This is a genomic window from Micromonospora sp. NPDC051006 (assembly GCF_044456245.1).
GTDB lineage: Bacteria > Actinomycetota > Actinomycetes > Mycobacteriales > Micromonosporaceae > Micromonospora.
In genome coordinates this window covers 129884-153867 of the sequence record NZ_JBITFP010000015.1, presented here as the reverse complement: position 1 = coordinate 153867, position 23984 = coordinate 129884, and the positions used below count along the sequence as shown (strand labels likewise).

20 protein-coding genes are annotated in these 23984 nt (G+C 72.6%); 17 read left to right on the top strand and 3 right to left on the bottom strand.

Annotation, left to right across the window (positions count from 1 at the left end):
- The first annotated feature begins 287 nt into the window (after positions 1–287).
- The 9 genes from ACIBBA_RS22310 (at position 288) to ACIBBA_RS22270 (ending at position 11663) form a co-directional block, all read left to right on the top strand.
- Positions 288–1706, top strand: a complete 1419-nt coding sequence (locus tag ACIBBA_RS22310; RefSeq protein ID WP_396699895.1) for an MFS transporter — start codon at positions 288–290, stop codon at positions 1704–1706.
- 193 nt (positions 1707–1899) lie between these two features.
- On the top strand, positions 1900–3903 hold the full coding sequence (locus tag ACIBBA_RS22305; RefSeq protein ID WP_396699915.1) for a molybdopterin oxidoreductase family protein: 2004 nt from the start codon (positions 1900–1902) through the stop codon (positions 3901–3903).
- Complete coding sequence (locus ACIBBA_RS22300) at positions 3900–5423, top strand: FAD-dependent oxidoreductase (RefSeq protein WP_396699894.1); 1524 nt, start codon at positions 3900–3902, stop codon at positions 5421–5423. Before ACIBBA_RS22305 ends, ACIBBA_RS22300 begins: the two co-directional genes overlap by 4 nt.
- Positions 5420–7918, top strand: a complete 2499-nt coding sequence (gene nirB, locus ACIBBA_RS22295) for a nitrite reductase large subunit NirB (protein ID WP_396699893.1) — start codon at positions 5420–5422, stop codon at positions 7916–7918. Before ACIBBA_RS22300 ends, nirB begins: the two co-directional genes overlap by 4 nt.
- The gene (nirD, locus tag ACIBBA_RS22290) at positions 7915–8259 is read left to right on the top strand and encodes a nitrite reductase small subunit NirD (protein ID WP_396699892.1); all 345 of its coding nucleotides are present in this window, start codon (positions 7915–7917) and stop codon (positions 8257–8259) included. Before nirB ends, nirD begins: the two co-directional genes overlap by 4 nt.
- Positions 8259–9440 carry a uroporphyrinogen-III synthase gene (locus tag ACIBBA_RS22285; RefSeq protein WP_396699891.1) on the top strand — a complete coding sequence of 394 codons (1182 nt, stop codon included), beginning with the start codon at positions 8259–8261 and terminating at the stop codon, positions 9438–9440. Before nirD ends, ACIBBA_RS22285 begins: the two co-directional genes overlap by 1 nt.
- Entirely contained in the window at positions 9437–10117 is a 681-nt protein-coding gene (locus ACIBBA_RS22280) for a sirohydrochlorin chelatase (RefSeq protein WP_396699890.1), read from the top strand. The genes ACIBBA_RS22285 and ACIBBA_RS22280 overlap by 4 nt, the downstream gene beginning before the upstream one ends.
- A 74-nt stretch (positions 10118–10191) precedes the next feature.
- A complete protein-coding gene (locus ACIBBA_RS22275) occupies positions 10192–10677 on the top strand; it encodes a carboxymuconolactone decarboxylase family protein (protein ID WP_396699889.1) in 486 nt (161 codons plus the stop codon).
- A gap of 152 nt (positions 10678–10829) precedes the next feature.
- The gene (locus ACIBBA_RS22270; protein ID WP_396699888.1) at positions 10830–11663 is read left to right on the top strand and encodes an SDR family NAD(P)-dependent oxidoreductase; all 834 of its coding nucleotides are present in this window, start codon (positions 10830–10832) and stop codon (positions 11661–11663) included.
- A 23-nt stretch (positions 11664–11686) separates the two neighbouring features.
- Here ACIBBA_RS22270 and ACIBBA_RS22265 read toward each other — a convergent pair whose 3' ends face one another.
- From ACIBBA_RS22265 to ACIBBA_RS22255, 3 genes are all read right to left on the bottom strand, one after another.
- Complete coding sequence (locus tag ACIBBA_RS22265) at positions 11687–12463, bottom strand: TIGR03943 family putative permease subunit (protein WP_396699887.1); 777 nt, start codon at positions 12461–12463, stop codon at positions 11687–11689.
- On the bottom strand, positions 12460–13530 hold the full coding sequence (locus tag ACIBBA_RS22260; protein ID WP_396699914.1) for a permease: 1071 nt from the start codon (positions 13528–13530) through the stop codon (positions 12460–12462). The genes ACIBBA_RS22265 and ACIBBA_RS22260 overlap by 4 nt, the downstream gene beginning before the upstream one ends.
- A gap of 247 nt (positions 13531–13777) precedes the next feature.
- A complete protein-coding gene (locus tag ACIBBA_RS22255; protein WP_396699886.1) occupies positions 13778–17083 on the bottom strand; it encodes a S8 family serine peptidase in 3306 nt (1101 codons plus the stop codon).
- Positions 17084–17408: 325 nt separating this feature from the next.
- Between ACIBBA_RS22255 and ACIBBA_RS22250 the strand changes: the two genes are divergently transcribed.
- The 8 genes from ACIBBA_RS22250 to ACIBBA_RS22215 all read left to right on the top strand — a co-directional run bounded on the left by ACIBBA_RS22250 (position 17409) and on the right by ACIBBA_RS22215 (position 23984).
- A complete protein-coding gene (locus ACIBBA_RS22250) occupies positions 17409–17801 on the top strand; it encodes a Fur family transcriptional regulator (RefSeq protein WP_396699885.1) in 393 nt (130 codons plus the stop codon).
- Positions 17802–18125: 324 nt separating this feature from the next.
- Positions 18126–18527: a Fur family transcriptional regulator gene (locus ACIBBA_RS22245; protein WP_396699884.1), complete on the top strand. Its 402-nt coding sequence runs from the start codon at positions 18126–18128 to the stop codon at positions 18525–18527.
- 354 nt (positions 18528–18881) lie between these two features.
- The gene (gene rpmB / locus ACIBBA_RS22240) at positions 18882–19118 is read left to right on the top strand and encodes a 50S ribosomal protein L28 (protein ID WP_396699883.1); all 237 of its coding nucleotides are present in this window, start codon (positions 18882–18884) and stop codon (positions 19116–19118) included.
- Positions 19118–19285 carry a 50S ribosomal protein L33 gene (gene rpmG / locus ACIBBA_RS22235; protein WP_278178688.1) on the top strand — a complete coding sequence of 56 codons (168 nt, stop codon included), beginning with the start codon at positions 19118–19120 and terminating at the stop codon, positions 19283–19285. Before rpmB ends, rpmG begins: the two co-directional genes overlap by 1 nt.
- Complete coding sequence (gene rpsN, locus ACIBBA_RS22230; RefSeq protein ID WP_396699882.1) at positions 19285–19590, top strand: 30S ribosomal protein S14; 306 nt, start codon at positions 19285–19287, stop codon at positions 19588–19590. The genes rpmG and rpsN overlap by 1 nt, the downstream gene beginning before the upstream one ends.
- Positions 19591–19677: 87 nt before the next feature.
- Positions 19678–21150, top strand: coding sequence for a choice-of-anchor M domain-containing protein (locus ACIBBA_RS22225; RefSeq protein WP_396699881.1), 1473 nt, complete (start codon positions 19678–19680; stop codon positions 21148–21150).
- A gap of 174 nt (positions 21151–21324) precedes the next feature.
- Entirely contained in the window at positions 21325–22470 is a 1146-nt protein-coding gene (locus ACIBBA_RS22220) for a WxL protein peptidoglycan domain-containing protein (RefSeq protein ID WP_396699913.1), read from the top strand.
- On the top strand, positions 22470–23984 hold the full coding sequence (locus ACIBBA_RS22215; RefSeq protein ID WP_396699912.1) for an anchored repeat ABC transporter, substrate-binding protein: 1515 nt from the start codon (positions 22470–22472) through the stop codon (positions 23982–23984). Before ACIBBA_RS22220 ends, ACIBBA_RS22215 begins: the two co-directional genes overlap by 1 nt.

Here is a 23984-nt window from a genome sequence, read left to right as displayed (position 1 = left end):
GGCGGCTCGACGGCCCGGCTCGCGGCTGAAACCGGCTGGTCGGATCCGATCGGTGACGCGCGCCGACGCCGGGTAAGGGCTGGCAGCGCAGCCTGCAGCGGGTCTCGAGCGTACCCGCTTGATCAGCCGAGACCGCTCGCTGCCGTCGTGGGCACTCCCGCGCGAACTGCCGTTGCCGGCCGACGGGTGAGCTTCACCATGGCCTCTCGGCGGTGGTGACGGGTATTTCACGCGACCGGCACGGCCCAGGTCACCGGGTGGCAACGCCGCGGCGGGAAGTTACCGCCATGCCTGCCACGCTGACCCCGCCCGCCGCCCCCGACGCGGCGGCGGCCCCGACCAGCGGCCGGGGCCGCTGGATCACGCACTGGGACCCGGAGGACGACGCATTCTGGAACGGCGGTGGACGCCGGGTCGCCCGTCGCAACCTCGTCTACTCGATCTTCGTCGAGCACATCGGCTTCTCGATCTGGCTGCTCTGGAGCGCGGTCGCGGTCAGTCTCCCCGCCGCCGGCTTCCGGTTCACCGTCGATCAGCTCTTCTGGCTGGTCGCCCTGCCGAACCTGGTGGGCGCGGTGATGCGCATCCCGTACACCGTCGCGGTGGCGCGCTTCGGCGGCCGGAACTGGACCGTGGTCTCCGCCGTCCTGCTGCTGGTGCCGATCACGCTGCTCGTCGCCTGCGTCGGCAACCCCGGCACGCCCTACTGGTGTTTCCTGGTGGCGGCGGCGACCGCCGGATTCGGTGGCGGGAACTTCGCCTCGTCGATGGCGAACATCTCCTACTTCTATCCGGAGCGGCGAAAGGGCTTCGCCCTGGGGGTCAACGCCGCCGGCGGCAACCTCGGGGTGGCCGTGGTGCAGTTCGCGGTGCCGCTGGTGATCACGGTGCCGCTGCTCGGCGCGGCTCAGGGCGACGGGGTGTGGTTGCAGAACGCCCCGCTGCTGTGGCTGCTGCCGGTGCTGGTGGCGGCGTGTTGCGCCTGGCTGTTCATGGACAACCTGAGCGTGGCCCGGGCCTCGGTGGCCGAGCATGCGGCGGTGCTGCGTAACCGGCACAGCTGGATCATGTCCGGGCTCTACATCGGAACGTTCGGCTCGTTCATCGGTTACTCGGCCGCCCTGCCGCTGCTCATCTCGTCACAGTTCCCGCAGATGCAGGGGCTGCTCTACGCCGCGCTCGGCCCGCTGGTCGGCTCGCTGGCCCGCCCGGTCGGTGGGTGGCTCGCCGACCGCCTCGGCGGCAGCCGGGTCACCGCGGTGACGTTCCTCGTCATGGCGCTGGGCGTCGGCGGCGTGCTGGTCAGCCTCAGCGCGCACCGCTTCGCCCCGTTCCTCGCCGCCTTCCTGTTGCTCTTCGTGGCCAGCGGTGTGGGCAACGGGTCGACGTACCGGATGATTCCGGCGATCTTTCGCAGCCAGGCGGTGGCGGGGGCGGGCGACGATCCGCGGGCCGTGGCCGAGGCGGCAGCGCGGGGGCGTACGGACGCGGCAGCCGTGATCGGGCTCGCCTCGGCCGTCGGGGCGCTCGGCGGGTTCCTCATCCCGCGCGGCTTCGGCACGTCGATCGCGCAGACCGGCTCGGTCGACGCCGCCCTGCTGGTGTTCCTCGCCGGCTACGCCGCCTGCCTCGCCGTGACGTGGTGGTTCTACCTGCGCACGGTGCTGGTCAGGTTCTCACCGAGCCTCGCCGGGGCGGCGGTCTGAACGCCGCGCCACCGCGGCCGGAAGAACCGGCCCGAGGGCCGCGGCTCACCTTCACCAAGGCTGGGAGACGGATGTGACATCGGATTTTCACGCCGGAAACGGCGGCTTGGCTGCGGGGAAACAGCTGGCGACGAGTCTCGCTGACGTGACGGCGACCGCCACCCACTGCCCGTACTGCGCCCTGCAGTGCGCGATGACGCTGACACGTGTCGAGGGCGCGGTCGTCGTCGACGGCCGCGAATTCCCGACCAACGGCGGCGGCCTTTGCCAGAAGGGCTGGACCGCCGCCGAACTGCTCGACCACCCGCAGCGCCTGCTCACCCCGCTGCTGCGCGACGAGAGCGGGCAGCTGCGGCCGGCGAGCTGGGCGGCGGCCTACGACCGGATCATCACCGCGATCACCGCCATCCAGCGACGGCACGGCCGCGACGGCGTCGCCGTGTTCGGTGGCGGCGGGCTGACGAACGAGAAGGCGTACGCGCTCGGGCGGTTCGCCCGCGTGGCGCTGCGCACCCGCATGATCGACTACAACGGCCGGTTCTGCATGTCCTCGGCGGCCGCCGCCGGGATGCGGGCGTTCGGCGTCGACCGGGGACTGCCGTTCCCGGTGAGCGACATCGCCACCGCGGACGCGGTGCTGCTGGTCGGGGCGAACCCGGCCGAGACGATGCCCCCGTTCGTCCGCCACCTGGATCCGGCGCGGCTGATCGTGGTGGATCCGCGCGCCACCCCGACCGCCCGCCGGGCCGCCCGGCACCTGCAACCCACGCCCGGCACCGACCTGGCGCTCGCCAACGGGCTGCTGCACATCGCCGTCGTCGAGGGGCTGGTCGACCGGGCGTACGTCGCGGCGCGTACCACCGGCTTCGCGCAGGTCCGCCGGAGCGTCGCCGGTTACTGGCCGGCCCGGGTCGAGCGGCTGACCGGGGTGCCGATCGCCGACCTGTACGCGACCGTGGAGCAGCTCGCCGCCGCGTCGACCGCGATCGTGCTCACCGCCCGCGGCGCCGAGCAGCACGCCAAAGGCACCGACACGGTGTCCGCGTTCGTCAACCTGGCCCTCGCCCTGGGCCTGCCCGGCCGGCCCGGTTCCGGGTACGGCTGCCTGACCGGCCAGGGCAACGGGCAGGGCGGGCGCGAGCACGGGCAGAAGGCCGACCAGTTGCCCGGCTACCGCCGGATCGACGACCCGGCGGCGCGGGCGCACGTGGCCGCCGTGTGGGGCGTCGACCCGGACAGCATTCCCGGGCCGGGGCCGTCGGCGTACGAACTGCTCACCTCCCTCGGCGCCGAGGGAGGGCCGCGGGGGCTGCTGGTCTTCGGGTCCAACCCGGTGATCTCCGCGCCCCGCGCGGCGGCGGTGGAGCGTCGGCTGCGCGAGCTGGAGCTGCTGGTGGTGGCCGACGTCGTGCGTTCCGAGACCGCGCAGCTGGCCGACGTGGTGCTGCCGGTCGCGCAGTGGGCCGAGGAGGACGGGACGATGACCAACCTGGAGGGGCGGGTGATCCGCCGCCGCCGGCTGTCGGGCCCGCCGCCCGGCGTGCGCACCGACCTCACCGTGCTGGCCGAGCTGTCCGGGCGGCTGGGGGCGACGACCGGCGACGACCCGCGGACCGTCTTCGACGAGCTGCGCCGTGCCAGCGCGGGCGGGATCGCCGACTACTCCGGGATCAGCTACCCGCGTATCGACGCCGAGGGCGGGGTCTTCTGGCCGTGTCCGGGCCCGGACCACCCGGGCACGCCGCGGCTCTTCCTGGACCGGTTCGGCACCCCGGACGGGCGGGCCCGGTTCGTCGCGGTCGAGCACCGGCCGGCGGCGGAGGAGCCGGACGAGTCGTACCCGCTGTACCTGACCACCGGGCGCGTGCTGACCCAGTACCAGTCGGGCGCGCAGACGCGCCGGATCGGCAAGCTGCCCGGCTGCCCCTTCGTGGAGCTGCACCCGGACCTGGCGGTGCGCCTCGGGGTGGCCGAGGGGGAGCCGGTGGTGGTGACGACCCGGCGGGGGAGCGCCACGGCGGCGGCCCGGCTGAGCGAGGCGATCCGCCCGGACACCGTGTTCATGCCGTTCCACTATCCCGGCGCGGCCCGCGCCAACACGCTGACCAGCACGGCGTTGGATCCGATCTCCCGGATGCCGGAGTTCAAGGTGTGCGCCGCACGAGTCGCTGCCGCGCCCGGTGTAGGGCTCTCGTGAGGGTGGTCATCGCCGGCTACGGGATGGCCGGGGCCCGTCTCGCCGCCGAGCTGCGGGTCCGCAGCGTCGATGTGAAGGTCACCGCGTTCGGCGCGGAGGCGCATCCGGCGTACAACCGGATCCTGCTGTCGGCGCTGCTGGCCGGCAAGGTCGGCGAGGACGACCTGCCACTGGTCGAGCCGCCCGGCGGTGTGGACGTCCGGCTGGGAACGGCGGTCACCGCCGTCGACCGGGCCCGGCGCGTGGTCCGCACCGTCGACGACGAGCAGGAGTACGACGCCCTGGTGCTGGCGACCGGCGCCCGCCCGGTGCTGCCGCCGCTCGCCGGGCTGACCCGCGAGGACGGGACGCTGGCGGACGGGGTTTCGCTGTTCCGCACCCTCGACGACTGCCGACGCATCACGACGGACGCCCGTGAGGGCGCGACGGCGGTGGTGCTCGGCGGTGGCCTGCTCGGCATCGAGGCCGCCCGAGGGCTGGCCGAACGCGGGCTGCGGGTGACCGTGGCGCACGCCGGCACGCACCTGCTGGAGCGGCAGCTCGACCCGGAGGCCGGCGGCGTGCTCTCCCGTACCCTCGCCGACCTCGAGGTGCGGGTACGCCTCGGCGCGCGGGCCGTCCAGTGGAGCGGCGACGGGCTGCGCCTGGCCGACGAAACCGTCCTCCCCGCCGACCTGCTGGTGGTGGCCTGCGGGGTATGCCCGGACACCGGGCTCGCCCAGGCGGCCGGGCTCGCGGTCAACGTGGGGGTGCTGGTCGACGACGCCCTGCGCACCAGTGACCCGCGGGTCTCCGCCATCGGTGACTGCGTCGAGCACCAGGGCACCGTCTACGGTCTGGTCGCCCCCGCCTGGGAGCAGGCCGCCACGGTCGCCGACCGGCTCACCGGCGGCGCGACGACCTACCGGGGATCCCGCCCGGTGACCCGGCTCAAGGCCGCCGGCATCGACCTGGCCGCGATGGGCTCGCTGGCCGCCGGGCCGGACGCCGAGACGATCTGCTTCGCCGACCCGGCCCGGGGCACGTACGCCAAGGTGGTGGTCCGGGACGGCCGGCTCACCGGTGCGGTGCTGCTCGGGGACAACCCGACCGTCGGCACGCTGGTGCAGCTCTTCGACCGCAACGGCGAGGTGCCCGTGGACCGGCGTTCCCTGCTGCTCGGCCGGGCGCTCGGGGCGGCCCCGGCACCGGTCGAATCCCCGGCGTTCATGCCGGACCAGGCGGTGGTGTGCCGCTGCAACAGCGTGTCCAAGGCGGCGATCACGGCGTGCTGGCGTGGCGGAGCACGCCGCCTCGCCGACGTGGTGGCCGGAACCCGGGCCACCACCGGCTGCGGCGGTTGCGTCGACGCGGTGCGTGGACTCGTGGACTGGCTGGCGAGCGTGGATCCGGCCGAGGCCGCCGCCGAGCCGGTGCCGCCCGGGATGACCCGGGCGCCGGCCGCGACCGCGCCGGCCCGGTCAGGGCCGGCTCCGGCCGGGGTGGCTCTGACGGATGTGACCGAGGAGGTAGCGGTATGAGGCTCGTCGTCATCGGTAACGGCATGGTCGGCCAGCGGTTCGTCGAGGCACTGGTGGCGCGCGACGCCGACCGGCGATGGTCGGTGACGGTCCTCGGCGAGGAACGTCGACCGGCCTACGACCGGGTGCGGCTGTCGGCGTACTTCGAGGGGGTCACCGCCGAGGAGTTGACGCTCGCGCCGACGGGGGTGCCGGCCGGGGTGCGGTTCCGACGCGGCGAGCCCGCCGTCGAGGTGGACCGGGCGGCGCGGGTGGTGCGCACCGCCACCGATGCTTACCCGTACGACGTGCTGGTCCTCGCCACCGGGTCGCGGCCGTTCGTGCCGCCGGTGCCGGGCGCGCAGGGGCCCGGGCGGTTCGTCTACCGCACCCTGGACGACCTGGAGGCGTTGCGCGACTACGCCGGCGCCCGCGGCAGCGGAGTGGTCGTCGGCGGTGGACTGCTCGGCCTAGAAGCGGCGAACGCGCTGCGGCTGCTCCGACTACGGACCTCCATCGTGGAGTTCGCGCCGCACCTGATGCCCGTGCAGGTCGACCAGGCCGGCGGTGCGATGCTGCGGCGGCGCATCGAGGAACTGGGCATCGCCGTGCACTGCGGCACCGCCGTGACCGGCATCGCCGCCGCTGGCGACGCCCTGCGGCTGAGCACCGCTGGAGATCTCACCCTGGACACCGACCTGGTGGTGTTCGCCGCCGGGGTGCGCCCCCGCGACGAACTGGCCAGGGCCGCGGGCCTGCCGGTCGGCGAGCGCGGCGGGGTCCTGGTCGACGCGGCCTGCCGCACCGCCGACGAGCGGATCTACGCGATCGGGGAGTGCGCCTCGATCGACCTCACCCGCGACTGGACCGCCGCGCACACCGCGTCGGAGGGCGGACGCTGCTACGGCCTGGTCGCCCCCGGCTACGCGATGGCCGACGTGGTCGCCGACCGACTGCTCGACGGCGAAACGATGTTCCCGGGCGCGGACACCGCCACCAAGCTCAAGCTGCTCGGCGTGGACGTGGCCAGCTTCGGCGCCACCACCGGCCCGCTCGACGTGGTCTACGCCGACCCCGCGCACGGCCTCTACGCCAAGCTGGTCCTCACCGACGACGCCCGGACCCTGCTCGGCGGGGTGCTCGTCGGCGACGCGTCGGCGTATCCCGCGCTGCGGGCGGCGGTCGGCGGGCCGGTACCCGGCAGGCTCGCCGACTTCCTCGCCACCGGCGCCCCGGATCCGGCCCTGCCCGCGAACGCGCAGGTGTGCAGCTGCAACGCGGTGACCAAGGACCAGATCGTGGCGGCGATCGGCGACGGCTGCGCCGACGTGCCGAGCCTCAAGGCGTGCACGCGCGCCGGCACGACCTGTGGCTCCTGCGTACCCCTGCTCAAGTCGCTGCTCGCGGAGAGCGGGGTGGCCCAGTCCACCGCGCTCTGCGAGCACTTCACGCACTCCCGGCAGGAGCTGTTCGACCTGATCCGGGTACGTGGCATCACCACCTTCTCCGCGCTGATCGGCCGATATGGCACCGGTCGGGGCTGCGACGTCTGCAAACCGGTCGTCGCCTCGATCCTCGCCTCGCTCGGCACCGGCCATGTTCTCGACGGGGAGCAGGCGGCCCTGCAGGACACCAACGACCACTTCCTGGCCAACCTGCAGCGCGACGGCACGTACTCGGTGGTGCCGCGGATACCGGGCGGTGAGATCACCCCGGAGAAACTGATCGTCATCGGCGAGGTGGCCCGCGACTTCGGTCTCTACACGAAGATCACCGGCGGGCAGCGGGTCGACCTGTTCGGGGCGCGGGTGGAGCAGCTCCCCGCGATCTGGCGCCGCCTCGTCGACGCCGGCTTCGAGTCCGGGCACGCGTACGGCAAGGCGCTGCGAACAGTGAAGTCCTGTGTCGGGTCCACCTGGTGCCGCTACGGCGTGCAGGACTCCGTCGGCCTCGCGATCGCGCTGGAGCTGCGCTATCGCGGGCTGCGCGCCCCGCACAAGATCAAAGCCGCGGTGTCGGGTTGCGCGCGGGAGTGCGCGGAGGCCCGGAGCAAGGACTTCGGGGTCATCGCCACCGAGAACGGCTGGAACCTCTACGTCGGCGGCAACGGCGGCTTCCGGCCCCGGCACGCCGACCTGTTCCGCTCGGACCTCAGCACCGAGGAGCTGATCCGCACCATCGACCGGTTCCTCATGTTCTACATCCGCACCGCCGACCGCCTCCAACGCACCGCCGCCTGGTTGGAAGCCCTCGACGGCGGGCTGGAGCACCTGCGCGCGGTCATCGTCGACGACAGCCTCGGCCTCTGCGCCGACCTCGACGCGGCGATGGCCCGGCACACGACCTGCTACGTGGACGAGTGGCGCGCTGTCCTCGACGACCCGGAGAAGCTGCGCCGCTTCGTCTCCTTCGTCAACGACCCCGCGGCGCCGGACCCCGCGATCTCGTTCGCCGTCGAACGAGACCAGCCCGTGCCGTCGAGAACCCAGGTGCGACTGACGGAGGTGATCCGATGACCACGACGACGGCCGGTACCCGCTGGAGCCAGGTGTGCCGTCTGACCGACCTGCTCCCGGAACGAGGCGCCGCCGCGCTCGTCGGCGAGGTCCAGATCGCCGTCTTCCGGCTGCACGACGGGACGGTCCGGGCGACCGGCAACCACGAACCACTCTGCGCAGCCAACGTGCTCTCCCGGGGCATCGTCGGCACCCGGGGCGGTAGGGACATCGTGGTGTCGCCCATGCACAAGCAGGCGTACGACCTGGACACCGGGGCGTGCCTGGACGTGCCGGGAGTGGTCGTGCCGGTCTATCCCGCCCGCGTCCGCGACGGCCTGGTCGAAGTGGCGGTGCCCTGATGGCCACCGGGGCGTCCCCGGTCGGTGCGGTCGCCGCGTCGCCGGCCGGCGGCACACCGTCGCCGGCCGCCGCCCGGGCGGGGGAGGGGGACCTCCCGCCGCTGGCCGGCTTCACCGTGGCGGTCACCGCCGAGCGGCGCCGCGACGAACTCGTCGCCCTCCTGCGGCGACGCGGCGCGCGCGTGGTGACCGCACCCGCCATCACGATCGTGCCGCTGCTCGACGACGAAGCCCTGCACAGCGCCACTCTCGCCTGCGTGGGGCGCGCCCCGGACATCGTCATCGCCACCACCGGCATCGGCTTCCGCGGCTGGCTGGAGGCGGCCGAAGGGTGGGGCGTCGGCGACCCGCTGCGCACCCGCCTGCGCCAGGCCCGGCTGCTCGCCCGCGGCGCAAAACCGTGCGGCGCCATCCGCGCCGCCGGGCTCAGCGAGGAGTGGTCGGCGCCGACCGAGTCGTGCGAGGAGATCCTGCGCCGCCTCCTGGACGAGGGCGTCGCCGGCCGGCGCATCGCCGTCCAACTGCACGGCGGCCCCCAGGCCGATTTCGTCGCGGCGCTCCGGGCCGCCGGAGCCGAGGTGATCGAGGTGCCCGTCTACCGGTGGCGGGCACCAGACGACACCGCCCCGGTGCGCCGGCTGGTCGACCTGATCCTCACCGGGCAGATCGACGCCGCCACCTTCACCAGCGCCCCGGCGGTGCGCACCCTCCTCGACGCGGCGGCACCCGACACGCCCCGACTGCTACGACTCTTCGCCGAGCGGGTCGTGGCCGCCTGCGTCGGCCCGGTCACCGCCGCCCCGTTGCGCGAGCACGGGGTGCCGGCACTCGTGCCCGAACGGGCCCGACTCGGCGCGCTCGTGAAGGCGGTGACCGACGAGCTGCCGCGTCGGGCCCGGCGCATCCGCGTCGCCGGCACCGTGATCGAACTACGCGGACACGCCGTCGTGATCCACGGCGAGCTGCGTCCCCTCGCCCCGGCGTCGATGGCGATCCTGACCAGCCTCGCCGCCCGGCCCGGCGCCGTGCTCTCCCGCGCCCAGCTCTCCGCCGCCCTGCCCCTGAACCAGGACAGCCACGCCGTCAACCAGGCCGTCGCCCGCCTGCGGGCCGCCCTCGGCGACACCCGCTACATCGAAACGGTGGTCAAGCGCGGCTTCCGCCTCCGGGTCGACCCATGAGCGCACCGGCGCTGGTCCTGGTCGCCCACGGGACCCGCTCAGCGGCCGGCCAGACCCAGATCCGCGGCCTCGCGCGGACGGTCGCCGGGCACGCACCGGAGCTGGACCTGCACCTGTCCTACCTGGACGTGCAGCGGCCCCGGCTCGCCGAGGTCGCGCCCCAGTTGGATCGGCCCGCCGTCGTGTTGCCCCTGCTGCTCAGCGCGGGCTACCACGTACGCGTCGACGTTCCGAACGCCACCGCAGGCCACGACGTCACCGTGACACCACCGCTCGGCCCCGATCCGGAGCTGGTCGACGTGCTCGCCCGGCGGATCGCCGCCGCCGGGCCGGCGGACGCCGTCGTGCTCGCCGCAGCCGGCTCCAGCGACGCCCGATCCCGCGCCGACGTCGCCTCGATCGCCGAGGCGCTGCCGATGCCCGCCCGGGTCGCGTACGCCTCGACGAGCACCCCGCGCGTGCCCGAGGTCGTCGCCGGGCTGCGGGCCGAAGGCGCCCGACGGGTCGTGGTCGCCGCGTACCTGCTCGGCGACGGGATCTTCCACCGTTCACTGCGCCGCGCCGGGGCGGACGCCGTCACCGCCCCGCTCGTCACCAGCCCGGTGATCCCTCGGCTGGTGCTGGACCGATACGCCGTGGCGGTGGCGGGCAGGAGCGATGTGGCGCGCGTCATGTAGCCGCCACGTCACAGGGATCGGGCCGCCGGCATCTCATGTTCGTCCAGCGCAACGCCACGGGAGAGGACGAAGTCATGGATGCCCGATTCGACATGTTCGGCAACGAGGTCGCCGTCAAGTTCGCCAAGCGCTTCGCCAACGCCGGCCTGGTGATCCAGCAGTCGCCGCTGCCGAAGTCCACGCAGGAGCTGGTGGCGCTGCGCGCCAGCCAGATCAACGGCTGCGGCTGGTGCGTCGACATGCACACCAAGGAGGCCGCCGCCGCCGGTGAGACCTCGGTCCGACTCCACCTGGTCGCCACCTGGCGCGAGTCCACCGTGTTCACCGAGGCCGAGCGGGCCGCGTTGGCGCTCGCCGAGGAGGGCACCCGGCTCGCCGACGCCCACCACGGCGTGTCCGACGAGACGTGGGCCCGGGTACGCACGCACTACGACGACGACCAGATCGCCGCCCTGGTCGCCCTGGTGGCCCTGATCAACGCGGCCAACCGGCTCGCCGTCATCGTGCACCAGCGGGGAGGTTCCTACCAGCCCGGCATGTTCGCCGCCGCGTTCAACTGATCGGCAGGTCGGCGTCCGGCCCGGCCCGGGATCAGGCGATCCGGGCCGGGCCACCCGTGCGCGAGGCGCGGGCCGAATCAGCCCGCATCGGCGCGCCGCTCGGCCGATGATGGCAGGACGAACGTCGCACGGTGAGCGGAGGGCGATCGAGGATGGGCGACCAGACACCCGGAACGGTCGTGCTCACCGGCGGCACCAGTGGGATCGGTGCGGCCGCGGCCCAGCGCCTCGCCGCATCGGCCCGACGCCTGATCGTCCACGGGCCGCAGCCACACTCGGCGGTGCTGCCGCTGCTGGACGAGGTTCGCAACGCCGGCCGGGCCGAGGTGGTCTACGCGCCGGCCGACTTCGACCGACTCGACGACGTCGTGGCCCTGGCCCGCCAGGTGGCGAACCTCACCGACCAGGTCGACCTGCTGATCAACAACGCGGGCCGCCCCGGCGCCGAGAGCCGCCAGCGCAGCGCGGACGGCCACGAGGCGACGCTGCAAACCAACTACCTGGCGGCCGTCCTGCTCACCGAGCGCCTCCTGCCGCTCATCCCTGAGACGGGCCGGGTGGTGCACGTGTCGTCCGCGACCCATCTGTCCGCCCACCTCGACCTGGACGACCTTGAGTTCGAGCGCGGCTACCAGCCGGCTGCTGCGTACGCGCGCTCCAAGCTCGCGCTGGTCGCCCACGCCGTCCGCCAGTCCCGGCACTACCGGCCCGGGATCGTCAGCGTCCACCCGGGAGTCGTCGACACCCGGCTGCTGCACGCGATGTTCGCGGTCCAGGGTGAGACCGCCGCCTACGGGGCCGCGAACGTCATCCACGCCGCCCAGGACCCGAGCGTGCCCAGCGGCGCCTACCTCGACGAGAGTCGGGTCGCCGAGTCGGCCGGACAGGTCCGGAAGGCGAGCTTCCGGGACCACCTCCACCAGCGCACCATGGCCCTGCTCGGCCCCTGGCTCGACGACTCGTCGGCTCAACCCGACCCGGTGTGAACCGGCGCTGACCGCGGCGGTATCTACTCGTACGGATCGGCCGGCGCCGGCACCTCCCGCCACGACTCGACCTCGATATAGGGGATCTCCTCGTCGTTGATCGGGTCGCGCCCGCGCCGGTCGCTGTAGCGGCCGATGACCTGGACCCAGGTGTCGTTGGCCAGGCCGGTGGGGGCGTCGCCGGTCATGCCGAGTTTGACGGGTCGGCCGTCGGCGGCGCAGCAGGAGAGGATCATCCGGGCAAGGATCGGCTGCCCCTCGGGCCCGGGCGTGATGAAACCGGTGAGTTGGACACGGCGGCCGTCGATCGACTCGCCCTTGTCCCACAGCGCCCGGGCGGCGTAGTCGAGGAGGCTGGTCCTGGCCGGGTCGCCGGCGGGCAGCGGCGGATACTCGTACTCCTCCTCCGACGTCAGAGCGGTGCCGGCCTGACCTGCGGCATACGAGCCGAGGGCGGGCGGGACGACCATGAGGAGCCCGACGACCGGCAGGATCAGCAGCCAGGCCACCCGCGGCTCGTGATGGGCGTGGTGAGCGGGCCCGTGTTCGTCGGTCGTGGCTGCGGCGTCTGCCTCGTCCGGCCGGTCGGCGGCGGGTCCGTCCGGCTCGTGAAGGGCGAAGGCGGGCCGGAGCTCGTACCAGAGGGTCATCGCGGCGGCGGCGATCAGCACGAGGCTCGCGGCGATGAGGAAGGGGCGCAACTCCTCCTTGACGTAGCGCAGGTAGAGGTCCGTGACGGTGGCCCGCAGCACGGCGCCGCCGAGGAGGATCATGACGCAGGCCTGGGCTTGGCGGTTCACAGCAGCACCATCCCGGTCACGACGGCGACGGCGACCGCGACCGCGAAGGTCGCCGGCGCGAAGCGGGCGGCGAACCGCCGGCCGAAGATCCCGGCCTGCATGGAAATCAGTTTGAGGTCGACCATGGGACCAACCACCAGGAACGCGAGTCGGGAGGTGAGCGAGAACTGTGACAGTGAGGCGGCGACGAACGCGTCCGCCTCGGAGCAGATGGACAGCAGCACGGCGAGTGCCGCCAGCGCGAGGACCGAGAGAACCGGTTGGTCGGCGAGAGTCTGCAGCCACCGCTCGGGTACCAGGACGTTGATGCTGGCCGCAGCCGCCGCGCCGATCACGAGGAACCCGCCGGCATGGACCACGTCGTGCCGCACGGCGGACCAGAATGCCTCGCCGCGTGGCAGTCGGTCGAGGTCGGGCCGGTGCGGCAGCCGGATCCAGTCGGCGCGACCCAGGCGCAGCCAGAGCCAGCCCATCACCATGGCGACGATCAGGCTGGCGACGGCACGGCCGACCACCATCTCGGGATTGTTCGGAAACGCGACAGCGGTCGCGGCGAGCACGATCGGGTTGATCGCCGGCGCGGCGAGAAGGAAGGCCAGGGCGGCCGCAGGGGTGACGCCCCGACGGATCAGGGAGCCGGCGATCGGCACGGCACCGCATTCGCAGCCCGGAAGAACGACGCCCGCCGCGCTGGCCACGGGGACCGCGAGGGCCGGATGCCGGGGAAGAGCGCGGGCCCAGAAGGAACGCGGCACGAAGACCGCGATCACCGCCGAGAGCAGGACGCCGAAGACCAGGAACGGGACGGCCTGCACCATCACCGAGACGAAGACCGTCGTCCAGGTGGCGAGGGCCGGCCTGGAGAGCAGCTCGGTCAGCGGTCCGTTCAGGGCGAGCAGGAGGACGAGCAGCGCCGTGAAGATCTCGACGGAGCCGATCCGGGTGGGGATCAGGGACCGCAGCCCGCCGCCGCGGCCGTCCGCCGGTGGGTGGGGTCGGTCGGCGACCGCCTGCGACGATCCGGTCTGCTCCTCGCCCGCTGGGGCGACGTGCTCGGGCGCGGTCAACGCAGCTCCCTTCCACCGCTGGACGGTCATGCCGATTGTCGAAGGCGTGCTAGCAGGAGGGGCGGGTAGCTGACGCGGGCCGAGTGTATCGGCCGTTGCGGGCGTTTTGACCGGGTTCACGTGGGTCTTGGGTCGTCACGGTCCCGGCAGTAGCGGCGGTAGGGCTGCGGGCGCCGAGGCGTCCAGGTGTAGACGCTGGGGCCCGTCCCGAAAGATCGGAAACGAGCCCCAGCGTCGGATCAGTGGATCAGTTGACGGCACCGATGTGGACGGCGCCGCGGCCGACGACCGCGCCGTCGGCGGTGACGATGGCGAGTTCGCCGAACAACTCCCGACCGGCGCCCGGAGTGGACTGGGCGGTCACCGTCCCGGTGAGGGTGGCGGTGGCGCCGTGCGGCAGGGCGAGCGCGGTGACCGGGGCGGTGAGCGCACCGAGCGACGGGGCCGAGAACGAGTCCCGGTAGTCGTACGCGGTGCTGGTGCCCGGCCCGTCGACGGCGTATCCGTCGACGACGACCCGGTAGCTGCCCGCCGGCGGGTTGGCGATGGTGACGGCTTCCTCGGAGTCACCGTCGGCCGCCTGGCCGACCTGGGTGTCGCCGCGGAACACCGTCAGGTCCAGGTCGGCACCGAGGTTGGCCGTGTTGCCGATCCGGGCCGTGAAGCTCGTCGCGCCCGCGGGCACGTCGACCAGGTACTCCTGCTGCGCGCCTTCGGCGATGGTCGGCCGCTCGGTGTGCACGCTGGACAGCGCGCCGCCCTGACCGGTCACCGCGACCGGACCGTACGCGTTGGTGAGCGTCCAGTTCGCCGAGGTCGGCTGACCCGCGGTGACCGTCGGCAGGTCGATCACGGATGGTTCGACAGTGACACCCTGCACCCGCGCCTGAAGCTGGAACGGGTTGTTCAGCGACGGCGAGGTCCGCCGGGACTCGACCTCGATCTCCCAGACCCCGGCGATCGGGTTCTGGTAGTCCCGCTCCTGCGGCTTGCAGGCCGCGGCGTCGGAGAAGTTGGTGTAGCAGGCGGTGCTCGCGGTGGGGTCCACCGGAACGCCGTACGGGTTGATGGCGATGAAGCGGGTCTGCGACCCGGTGGCGATGCCCGACAGGTTCACCTGCAGCGCGCCGGCACCCGCCGGCACCGTGACGAAGTACGAGACGAAACCGTTCCGCTGCACCGAGCCCTCAGCGGCGAACGAGAAGCTGGGCTTGGTGACGTCGTTGGACGCGACGACGACGGCGGAGACCTCGAAATCGATCACGGAGGTCTTCGGGTCGTCGACGGTCACGATGGTGCCGTGCGCACCTGTGGACCTGGGCTTGGCGGTGACCGCGATCGTGACGGTCTTGTTCAACGGCAGGGCGACGGACTTCGGCGCGGAGAAGGTCCCGTCGTTGCCTCGCAACGCCACCTTGTGGGTGACCGAGCCGGCCGGGCCGCTGGTCCGGGTGAGCTTGACCTGGTAGGTCCGGCTCTGGCCGACCTTCTGCCCGCCCTCGGCCGAAGCGCAGCGGTTGTAGACGCCGGCGCCTCGGTTGGGGTTCGGAACGAACCGGTTCAGCTCGCGGTCGTAGCGGGTCAGGCTCTCCGACAGCTCCGAGCAGACCGGGGCGTCGGAGGTGTACGAACGGGTCTCGACGTTCTTGGCGAGCAGCTTCCACGCGCCTGGCACGTTGAGCATGCCGTAGCCCTGGGCGTACGTCGCGACGTCCGCGATCGGCTTGGCCGAGGTGTAGATGGCCCGGCGCAGCGCGGCCGGGGTGACACCCTTGTCGGTCGCCTTGGCGGCCGAGAGCAGCAGTGCGGCGGCACCGGTGGCCTGCGGGGAGGCCATCGACGTGCCGTTGAGCATCTGGTAGCCCGGCGGCAGCGGGTAGCCGGCCTCGGGAACCGGATTGCCCGGCTGCCAGGTCGGCGCGGTGGAGATCGCCGATCCGGGGGCGGTGATGTTCGGCTTGAAGCCGCCGTCCTCGCGGGGGCCGCGGGAGGAGAAGTTGAACAGGGCGTTGTCCTTGCGGACAACCGAGCCGTAGTTGGCCAGCCAGGTGTCCTTGCTGATGTTCGCCGCGACGCTGACCACGTTCTCGGCGACGGACGGGTCGCCGACGGTGTTCAGGCCGGGGCCGGAGTTGCCGGCGGAGATGAACATCTGCACGCCGTACGTGCTGATCAGGTTGTTGTACAGCTGGGCGCGGGCGTTGGAGCCGTCGTTGAGCGTCGGCAGGCCGCCGATGGACATGTTGACCACGTCGACGTGGCGGTTGATGACCAGGTCGGCCATGCCGGTCGTCAGCGCCGCGGCGGTGCAGCCGCCGCCCCACGAGCAGGCCCGGGCAGAGACGATCTTGGCGCCGGGGGCGGCGCCGTCGAAGGCGGTGTTGCCGAGCATGTCGTTCGCGGCGGTGATGCCGGCGACGTGCGTGCCGTGGGTGGACTCGATGATGCCGATGTTGACGTAGTCGGACGTGCCCGGGATGTTCAGCGGGCTGGTGTCGACGTCCTCGCGGTACTCGACCACGAACGGCATCTGGTCGCGTACGGCGGTGGCGGGGTTGTCGGTGCCGAAGTGTCCGACGTCGAACTTCTCCCGGTAGGGCCGCATCACGGCCTCGTCGGTGAAGTCGTTGTCCTGGTCGACGTCGACCCGGATGTCGTGGGTCTGCGGGTCGTACAGGATGCCCCACACGTCGGTGGTGTCGCCGTCGCGGTTGACGTCGCCAGCGGGGTCGCTGGCCGCGGTGATGGACTCGCGGAAGACGTTGAAGCGGTAGGCGCCGGCCGGCGCGGTCCAGGTGGCGCCGGCGGCGGTGAAGGACGGTCCGCTCACCTCGGTGTTCATCCGCCGCCAGGTGCCGTCGTTCTCGGTGACCGGGTCGGTCGCGGTGACCCAGTCGACGATCTTCCGCTCGCCGGTGGTGGTCTTCTGCAGGGCCGGCTGGTCGAGGTCGACGCCGGAGTCCATGATGCCGATGGTGACCCCACGGCCGTCCCACGTGGGGTGCGCCGCCTTGAATGCCACCGCGCCGGTCTCGTTGGTCGGCATGTACGGGTTGGTCGCGCCGGTGCCCGCACTGGGGCCCGCGAGCGTGGCCGCCTGCTTCGCCGGCTTCGCGCCGGACGGTGCCACCTCGGGGGTCGGGTCCGGCAGCTGGATGGTCTCGTCGAGGTCGACCGCGGAGACGCCGGGCAGTGCGGCGGCCTTGAGCACCTTCGCGGTGGGCACGGTGGCCAGGACGTACCCGATCTGGTCGAAGCGTCGGTTGACCGTTCCACCGAGGGCCTTGACCCCGTTGGCGACGGCGCTGGCGTCATCCTTCCCGGTGGCCACGATCAGCGTCACCGTCGGCGCGTGCTTCGCCTCGGCCACGGCCAGGAGCTTGGCGTCGTGCGAGCCCAACGCCTCGGCGGGGGTCGCCTGCCCGGTGTCGGGTGTGGACGGGGCGGCGCTCGCGGTCGCGGCGCCACCCGTCACGGTCGCGGCGCTGGCCGCCAGGACCGACGCGAAGAGCAGGGCCGAGGTACGCCTGCTCAGGTTGCGGGGTTCACTCACGTTCTCTTTCCTCCAGAGAACAGGGCCCTGTGGGTGCAGGGCGCTCGTGAGCGAATCCTTGGCGGTTTTGGTAGTCGATGTCGATAGATGCCGTGACGTTGTAATCTCTCCGTGACGTCACGCGCAGTCAACCGCTGAGGCGGGGCCGACGCCGGCCTGGTCAGCCCCTCGCGGACCGGGAGCGCCGAGGTCTGTCCGAAATGGCACGGCCACAGCTGCGGTCGTTCGACGCATAATGGTCCGACCGACAGCGCGTCGGGCGTCGGAACCGGCCGGTCGACGGCGGCCGGGATCACGGAGGGTGGCGGCCACGGTGAATCAGGCGATGCCGAATGTGACCCGGAACACCCGGCAGCGCGGCGAGGTGCTGGCGCTGCTGCGGGAGGTCGAGGGGTTCCATACGGCACAGCAACTGCACCAGATGCTGCTCGCCCGTAACGCGCGGGTCGGCCTGACGACCGTGTACCGGACGCTGCAACTGCTGGTCGACGCCGGTGACATCGACTCCACCCGGCTGCCGGGAGGCGAGCAGCTGTACCGCCGGTGCAGCCAGAGCAAGCACCACCACCACCTGGTCTGCCGCAACTGCGGGCGCACGGTCGAGGTCGCCGGGCCGGCCGTCGAGCGGTGGGCCGACCAGGTCGCCGCGCAGCACGGCTTCACCGACGTCGGTCACACCCTGGAGATCTTCGGTACCTGCGCACAGTGCGCGCGTTGATCCTCCCTCACGGGCGCCAACTCGTCAGCGGCGGCGCTCCGCGCCGGTAGGCGTACCGGTCGGCCCGCCGCCGCGGCGACGTCGTCGCGCCGGCGCACATCGAGACCGTCCCCGGCCCGGCTGGCGTCGCACCGACCCCGCTCCGCATGCGGCAGCGGGCCACGACGAGCGTGCTTGAAGACGATTATGAAACTGGTTATCGTTGCGCGCAGATTCGCCGTGGAGCGTGGTACCTCCGGTGGGCGGATCCGGGGAGTCGTGGCGGTCTCGGAAACGGGGCCGCCACGGTCGAGAACCCGCGAGGGCGGAAGGAAAGCCGGACAGATGGGTGATGCTTCCCCCGGTGCCAGCCGCAGTACCCGCCAGCGCGTCGAAGTGATCGCCCTGCTGGACGATTCCGACGAGTTCCGCAGCGCGCAGGCGCTGTACGCCGACCTGCGCGCCCGGGGTGTCGCGGTCGGCCTCAGCACCGTCTACCGCACGCTGCAGGCCCTGCTCGAGGCCGGTGAGGTGGACAGCATGCGGCTGCCGAGCGGTGAGCAGTTGTTCCGCCGGTGCAGTGGCTCCCGCCACCACCATCTGGTGTGCCGGCACTGCGCCCGCACGATCGAGATCACCGGGCCGACCGTCGAGACCTGGGCCCGGCGAACCGCGCAGGAGCATGGTTTCGCCGACGTCAACCACACGCTGGAAATCTTCGGCACCTGCGCCGCCTGCGCGGTCTGAGCCAGCACTCTGCCGACCGCCGCGGGCGGATCACACCCGCGACGCCTGACCGCGGCGGCGCTTCACGCCCCGAGGTGGGCTGCCGTCCTGACGCACGCGCGCGCCGACATCGCCCTTCGCTCGCCCGTTGCGCACGCCACAGCCGCCAGGGCCGCCGGCAAACGACCGGCGCGAGACCACGTCACCCCCCGGTGTCCAGGTGGGACGCGCGCTGGCGTGCGCCGACATGCGCCGTGGGCGCGGGGTCGGGGTGACGGCATCCGTGCGGACCCCCCCCGGCGGCAACTCGACCGAACGGCTGATATAAAAATGAAAACCGTTACCGATAAGGTTGCCGTCTCGAGAAGGAGTCGAATGTCCAGACGCTGTGACGTGACCGGGGCGAAGCCGAGCTTCGGCAACGCCGTGTCCCACTCGCACCGGCGGACCCGCCGTCGGTGGAATCCGAACCTGCAGAACCACCGCTACTGGGTGCCGTCCGAGCGTCGCTGGGTCGCCCTCACTCTCACCGCGAAGGCGCTGAAGACGGTGGACCGCAAGGGCATCGAGAAGGTCGTCGCCGAGCTGCGTGGCCGGGGGGTGCGGATCTGATGGCCCGCCAGACCGACGTACGTCCGATCGTCCGCCTGCGCAGCAGCGCGGGCACCGGCTACACCTACGTGACCCGCAAGAACCGCCGCAACGATCCCGACCGGCTGGTGCTGCGTAAGTACGACCCGATCGTGCGCCGGCACGTCGAGTTCCGCGAGGCGCGCTGATGGCTCGCTCCAGCCTGGGCAACCGGCAGGCCCGCCGAGCGGTGCTCGTCGCCCGACACGCCGAGCGTCGGACGGAGCTGAAGCGGATCATCGCCCACCCGGGGACGGACCCGACGGCGCGCGACGAGGCCGTACGCCGGTTGGCCCGACTGCCGAGGGACTCCAGCCCGGTGCGGCTGCGCTCCCGTGACCAGGTCGACGGCCGGCCTCGCGGCGTGCTGAGCCGGTTCGGGTTGTCGCGGGTGCGGTTCCGCGAGATGGCGCTGCGCGGTGAGCTGCCGGGCATCCGCAAGGCGTCCTGGTGACCCGCGCTCCCACGAGTCACCTGCCGGTCGACGACCGGCAGTGAGAACCGGGCACCCGCTTCGAGGTGTGCTCTTGGAAGGGGAGGTATGAAGATTGCCACGAGGCCGCCCGGTGCGGCGGCCCTGATCGCCGGGGCGGTGCTGGCAGCCAGTGTGGTGCTGGCGCCGGCGGCCGCGTCGGCAGCCGACCGGGCGGTGTTGTCGAAGGGGCACACCGACGCGGTCGACGTGCACTACGACGACGGCCGGTTGTCGCTGAAGGTGCACGACGACACGGTCAATCCGGCGGTGACGCGGGATCCGGCGGACGTGACGTTCCAGGTGCTGCCCCAGGCGGCGACCCCGGTGCCCGACGATCCGAGGTTCACCTTCCTCGGGCCGGCCGGCTCGCAGATCTGGCTGCTGCCGATGACCCAGGACCCGGACCTGCTCTGGCCCGGCTGGAACACCACGACCCTCGATTCCGGGGTGTTCGCGGGGGACAAGGTGCGGCTGAGCCTGGTCGACGTGTCCGGGCCGGGCGAGGTGTCGCTGTTCATGCAGGACGTGTTCGGCGGTCCGCTGGTGAAGTTCCACAGCAGTGACGGGCTGCCCGACGCGCTCGACGTGCCGGTGCACACCCACGCCCACGCCAACTGGGCGTTCACCGCCGAGGGCAGCTACACCCTGAGGTTCCAGGCCGATGCGACGCTGACCGACGGCACCGGGATCAGAACCGGTCCGGTCGACTACTCGTTCGTGGTCGGGGACCTGCCCGACGCCGACCCGACCGTCGCCCTGGCGGTGAACGGGATGGCCGAGGAGTACCAGCCGGGTGACACCGTCACGCTCAACGCGGTCCAGACTCCGCAGACCGAGCTGGACCACTACCACTGGTTCAGCAGGTGTGCCGGCGCCGAGCAGTTCTCGGTGATTCCCGGCGAGGCCGGCGCTGCCTACACCTTCACCGCCACTCGCGAGCTGAACGCCTGCGAGTACGTGGCGAAGCTGTACGACGACGACCACCAGGTCGTCGCCACCAGCGAACCGGTGTCGCTCTGGGTGGCGTTCCCGCCGGAGACCCCCGGGGCGTCGCAGACCATCACGGCGGCCATCGACGCGACGGCGGGCGCGCTGACGATCAGCGTCGACCCCGACGACCGCGCCGTGGTCCTGCCGCCCGCCCAGCTCTCCGCCGCTGGGGACCGGTGGGAGAGCGTCGGCGAGCTGCGTCCGGTGACCGTCACCGACACCCGCGGCGCGAGTCCGGGCTGGAGCGCGTCGGGTCAGATCCCGCAGGACTTCACCGCCGACGGCGGTGCGTCGTTCAGTGCGGGCTACCTCGGATGGACTCCGCGGGTGCTCGCGCAGGCCGACGGCCAAGGCATCACCGCCGGAGCGGAGGTGGCGCCCTACGCCGTGGGCTCCGACGGTGGGCTGGGCGCCAGTGCGGTGCTCGGCTCGGCGCCCGACGGCGCCGGCCGGGGTACCGCACGCCTCGGTGCCGGGCTGCGGCTGAGCCTGCCCACGGAGACCGCCGCGGGCACGTACACCGCGACGCTCGTCCTGACGGCGATCTGACCGCCGGGCCGGGGCGGACGCACCACGGTCCGCCCCGGCCCTTCCACCACCCAGCGCCGCGACGGCCACCCCTTCGTGAAACGGATCGCTGTGCCTGTGCTCCTGCTCCCCACCCTCGTCGCGACCCTCGCCCTCACCTCGCTCGTCCCGGCTCCGGCAGCGTCGCTTCCGCGGATCGTCCCGGCTGCCGCGCCCAGCCCTGGGCCGTCCTCGCCGCCCCAACCTCGCGCGTCCGCGCCGCCGTCCGCGATCACCGTGAGCATCGCCCCGTCGACGGCGAAAGGGCCGAACGGTCGGTCGGCCTTCACGTACAAGCTGAACCCGGGCGCGAGCGTGACGGACCACGTCGGCATCACCAATCACTCGACCCGGCCGGTCACCCTTGCCCTGTACGCGAGCGACGCCTTCACCACCCTGCGCGGCGGCTACGACCTGCTGCCGGCCGGTCGGCAACCGGTCGACGTCGGCTCATGGGTCCGGCTGCCGAGGCAGACCGTGACCGTTCCGTCGACGTCCCGCCTCGACGTGCCCTTCACCCTCACGGTGCCGAGCAACGCCACCCCCGGCGACCACGCCGGTGGCATCGTCGCCTCCCTGACCGCCGCGACCACCAACGGCCAGGGCAACCAGGTCGCCGTCGACCACCGGGTGGGTTCCCGGATCCACCTGCGGGTCACCGGCGAACTCGCACCCGCGCTGGCGGTGGAGAACCTCGTCGTCGACCACGACCGGTCGGTCGATCCGCTGCGTGGCGGCACCGTCACCGCCACGTTCGACGTCCGCAACACCGGCAACGTCCGGCTCACCGGGCAGCCGTCGCTCGAGGTGGCCGGTCCGTTCGGCCTCGCCGGCCGTACCGTCGACGGTGCCGCGCTGCCGGAGATCCTGCCCGGCGGCGCCGTGCGCACCACCGTCCGGATGCACGGCGTGCCACCACTGGTCCGGCTGACCGCGACCGCCGCCGTGGCACCGCAACCGGTCGACGGTCAGGTCCTCGACCCACCACCGGCCACCGTCGTCGCGCGGGCCTCGCTGTGGGCGCCGCCCTGGCCGCAGCTTCTCCTGCTGGTGGCGTGCGGACTTGTGGGGTGGTGCCTGCTCAGCGTTCGACGGCGTCGCCACCGACGTCTCCGACGCGCCCTGGACCTCGCCCGGGCGCAGGGCCGCGCCGAGGTGGTCGCCGCCGGGACGATACCCGCCTCGGCGCAGCCGACCCCGGCCGGGTCCCACCCTGACCCGGCACCGGCCGGAGCCGGCCACGACGACACCACCCACAACGACCGCGAACCCACCACCGACCACACGGGGAGAACCACGTGATGAGACGCATCCGCCGCGCCGGGGCGACCGCCCTGGCCCTGGCGATCCTGACGAGTGGCTGCGCACCAGGCCGGGCCGGGGACGACGGGCGAGTGTCGGTGGCCGTCAGCACCGAGATCCTCGCCGATCTGGTCCGCAACGTCGGCGGCGACCGGGTCTCCGTGGAGACGGTCGTGCCCGCCGGGGGTGACCCGCACTCCTACGAGCCCACCCCGTCCGACGCCGCGAAGGTCGCCCGCGCCGACGCGGCGTTCACCAACCACCTGCTGCTCGAAGAGCACGCCCTGATCAAGCTCTTCGACAACAACGTGCCGAGGGGCGCACCGAACATCTCCCTCGCCGAGGGCGCCGAGCAGTACGGCGCCACCCTGATCCCGCTGATCGAGGACGTCGGCCTTGACGTGCTCTGGCTCGGGCTGGCGGTACGCGGCAAGGGCCCGAGCCGCAGCGCGGACATCCGGCTGTCGGCGACCAGAGTGGACGGTCCCGGCCAGTTCGCCGTCTACCTCACCGACGCACTCGGCCAGCCGCAGATCTACTACAACAACGGCGACGGCATGAACGGCGCGGACGTCGCGGTGCTGCCGCCGGACGCGCACACCCACCTGAACTGGGCGTTCAGCAAGCCGGGGGAGTACCGGGTGACGCTCTCCGCCGCGGTCGACGCCGGCGACGGCAGCCCGGTGCGCCAGCTCGGCTCGGGAACGTTCACCTTCGCCGTCGGGATCGAGCCCCGAGGACTGCTGCGCGACGGCCGCAGCCGGCTGTTGGACGCCGGGCACACGGATCTCGCCGTCGACCTGGACACCGCGACGGTCTTCGCCCGTACCGACGAGCAGGGCGACATCCCCGCCGAGCAGGTCGTCATCGACGTGCCGAACCGCGCCATCGAGCAGGTGCCGGACGACAAGCGGTTCGGCTTCCTCGGTGCCGCGGGCGGCTCGGTGTGGCAGCTGCCGCAGGCGGTGCTCGGCAAACACGTACACGGCGAGATCGACCCACACCTGTGGCAGGACGTCCGCAACGCCAAGGCGTACGTGCAGGTCATCACCGACACGTTGAGCAGGGTCGACCCCGGGGGCGGCCCGACGTACCACGCCAACCGGGACCGCTATCTGGCCGACCTGAGCGACCTGCACACCTACGTCGCCGGCCAGCTCTCGAAGATCCCGGCGGAACGCCGGCAGCTCATCACCACCCACGACGCGTTCGGCTACCTCGCCAAGGCCTACGGCTTGACCATCGCCGGCTTCGTGGTGCCGAACCCGGCGCAGGAGCCGAGCGCCGCGCAGGTCACCAAGCTCTCCGAGACCATCCGCAACCTCAAGGTCCCGGCGGTGTTCATCGAGCCGAACCTCGCGGCCCGCGCCAGCGTCCTGCGCCGGGTCGCCACCGACCAGGGCGTCGACATCTGCCTGGTCTACGGCGACGCCTTCGACGCCAACGCCACCACCTACGTCGCCATGATGCGGCACAACGCCGACGAACTCCTGCGCTGCCTGGGAAGGAAATGA

What these genes read in the sequence shown, in the direction of transcription:
- ACIBBA_RS22270 (WP_396699888.1), top strand. Translation starts at nt 10,830, where the DNA reads ATGGGCGACCAGACACCCGGAACGGTCGTGCTCACCGGCGGCACCAGT.
- rpmG (WP_278178688.1), top strand. Translation starts at nt 19,118, where the DNA reads ATGGCCCGCCAGACCGACGTACGTCCGATCGTCCGCCTGCGCAGCAGC.
- ACIBBA_RS22215 (WP_396699912.1), top strand. Translation starts at nt 22,470, where the DNA reads ATGAGACGCATCCGCCGCGCCGGGGCGACCGCCCTGGCCCTGGCGATC.
- ACIBBA_RS22275 (WP_396699889.1), top strand. Translation starts at nt 10,192, where the DNA reads ATGGATGCCCGATTCGACATGTTCGGCAACGAGGTCGCCGTCAAGTTC.
- ACIBBA_RS22285 (WP_396699891.1), top strand. Translation starts at nt 8,259, where the DNA reads ATGGCCACCGGGGCGTCCCCGGTCGGTGCGGTCGCCGCGTCGCCGGCC.
- rpmB (WP_396699883.1), top strand. Translation starts at nt 18,882, where the DNA reads ATGTCCAGACGCTGTGACGTGACCGGGGCGAAGCCGAGCTTCGGCAAC.
- rpsN (WP_396699882.1), top strand. Translation starts at nt 19,285, where the DNA reads ATGGCTCGCTCCAGCCTGGGCAACCGGCAGGCCCGCCGAGCGGTGCTC.
- ACIBBA_RS22310 (WP_396699895.1), top strand. Translation starts at nt 288, where the DNA reads ATGCCTGCCACGCTGACCCCGCCCGCCGCCCCCGACGCGGCGGCGGCC.
- ACIBBA_RS22280 (WP_396699890.1), top strand. Translation starts at nt 9,437, where the DNA reads ATGAGCGCACCGGCGCTGGTCCTGGTCGCCCACGGGACCCGCTCAGCG.
- nirD (WP_396699892.1), top strand. Translation starts at nt 7,915, where the DNA reads ATGACCACGACGACGGCCGGTACCCGCTGGAGCCAGGTGTGCCGTCTG.
- ACIBBA_RS22225 (WP_396699881.1), top strand. Translation starts at nt 19,678, where the DNA reads ATGAAGATTGCCACGAGGCCGCCCGGTGCGGCGGCCCTGATCGCCGGG.
- ACIBBA_RS22245 (WP_396699884.1), top strand. Translation starts at nt 18,126, where the DNA reads ATGGGTGATGCTTCCCCCGGTGCCAGCCGCAGTACCCGCCAGCGCGTC.
- ACIBBA_RS22305 (WP_396699915.1), top strand. Translation starts at nt 1,900, where the DNA reads ATGACGCTGACACGTGTCGAGGGCGCGGTCGTCGTCGACGGCCGCGAA.
- ACIBBA_RS22250 (WP_396699885.1), top strand. Translation starts at nt 17,409, where the DNA reads ATGCCGAATGTGACCCGGAACACCCGGCAGCGCGGCGAGGTGCTGGCG.
- nirB (WP_396699893.1), top strand. Translation starts at nt 5,420, where the DNA reads ATGAGGCTCGTCGTCATCGGTAACGGCATGGTCGGCCAGCGGTTCGTC.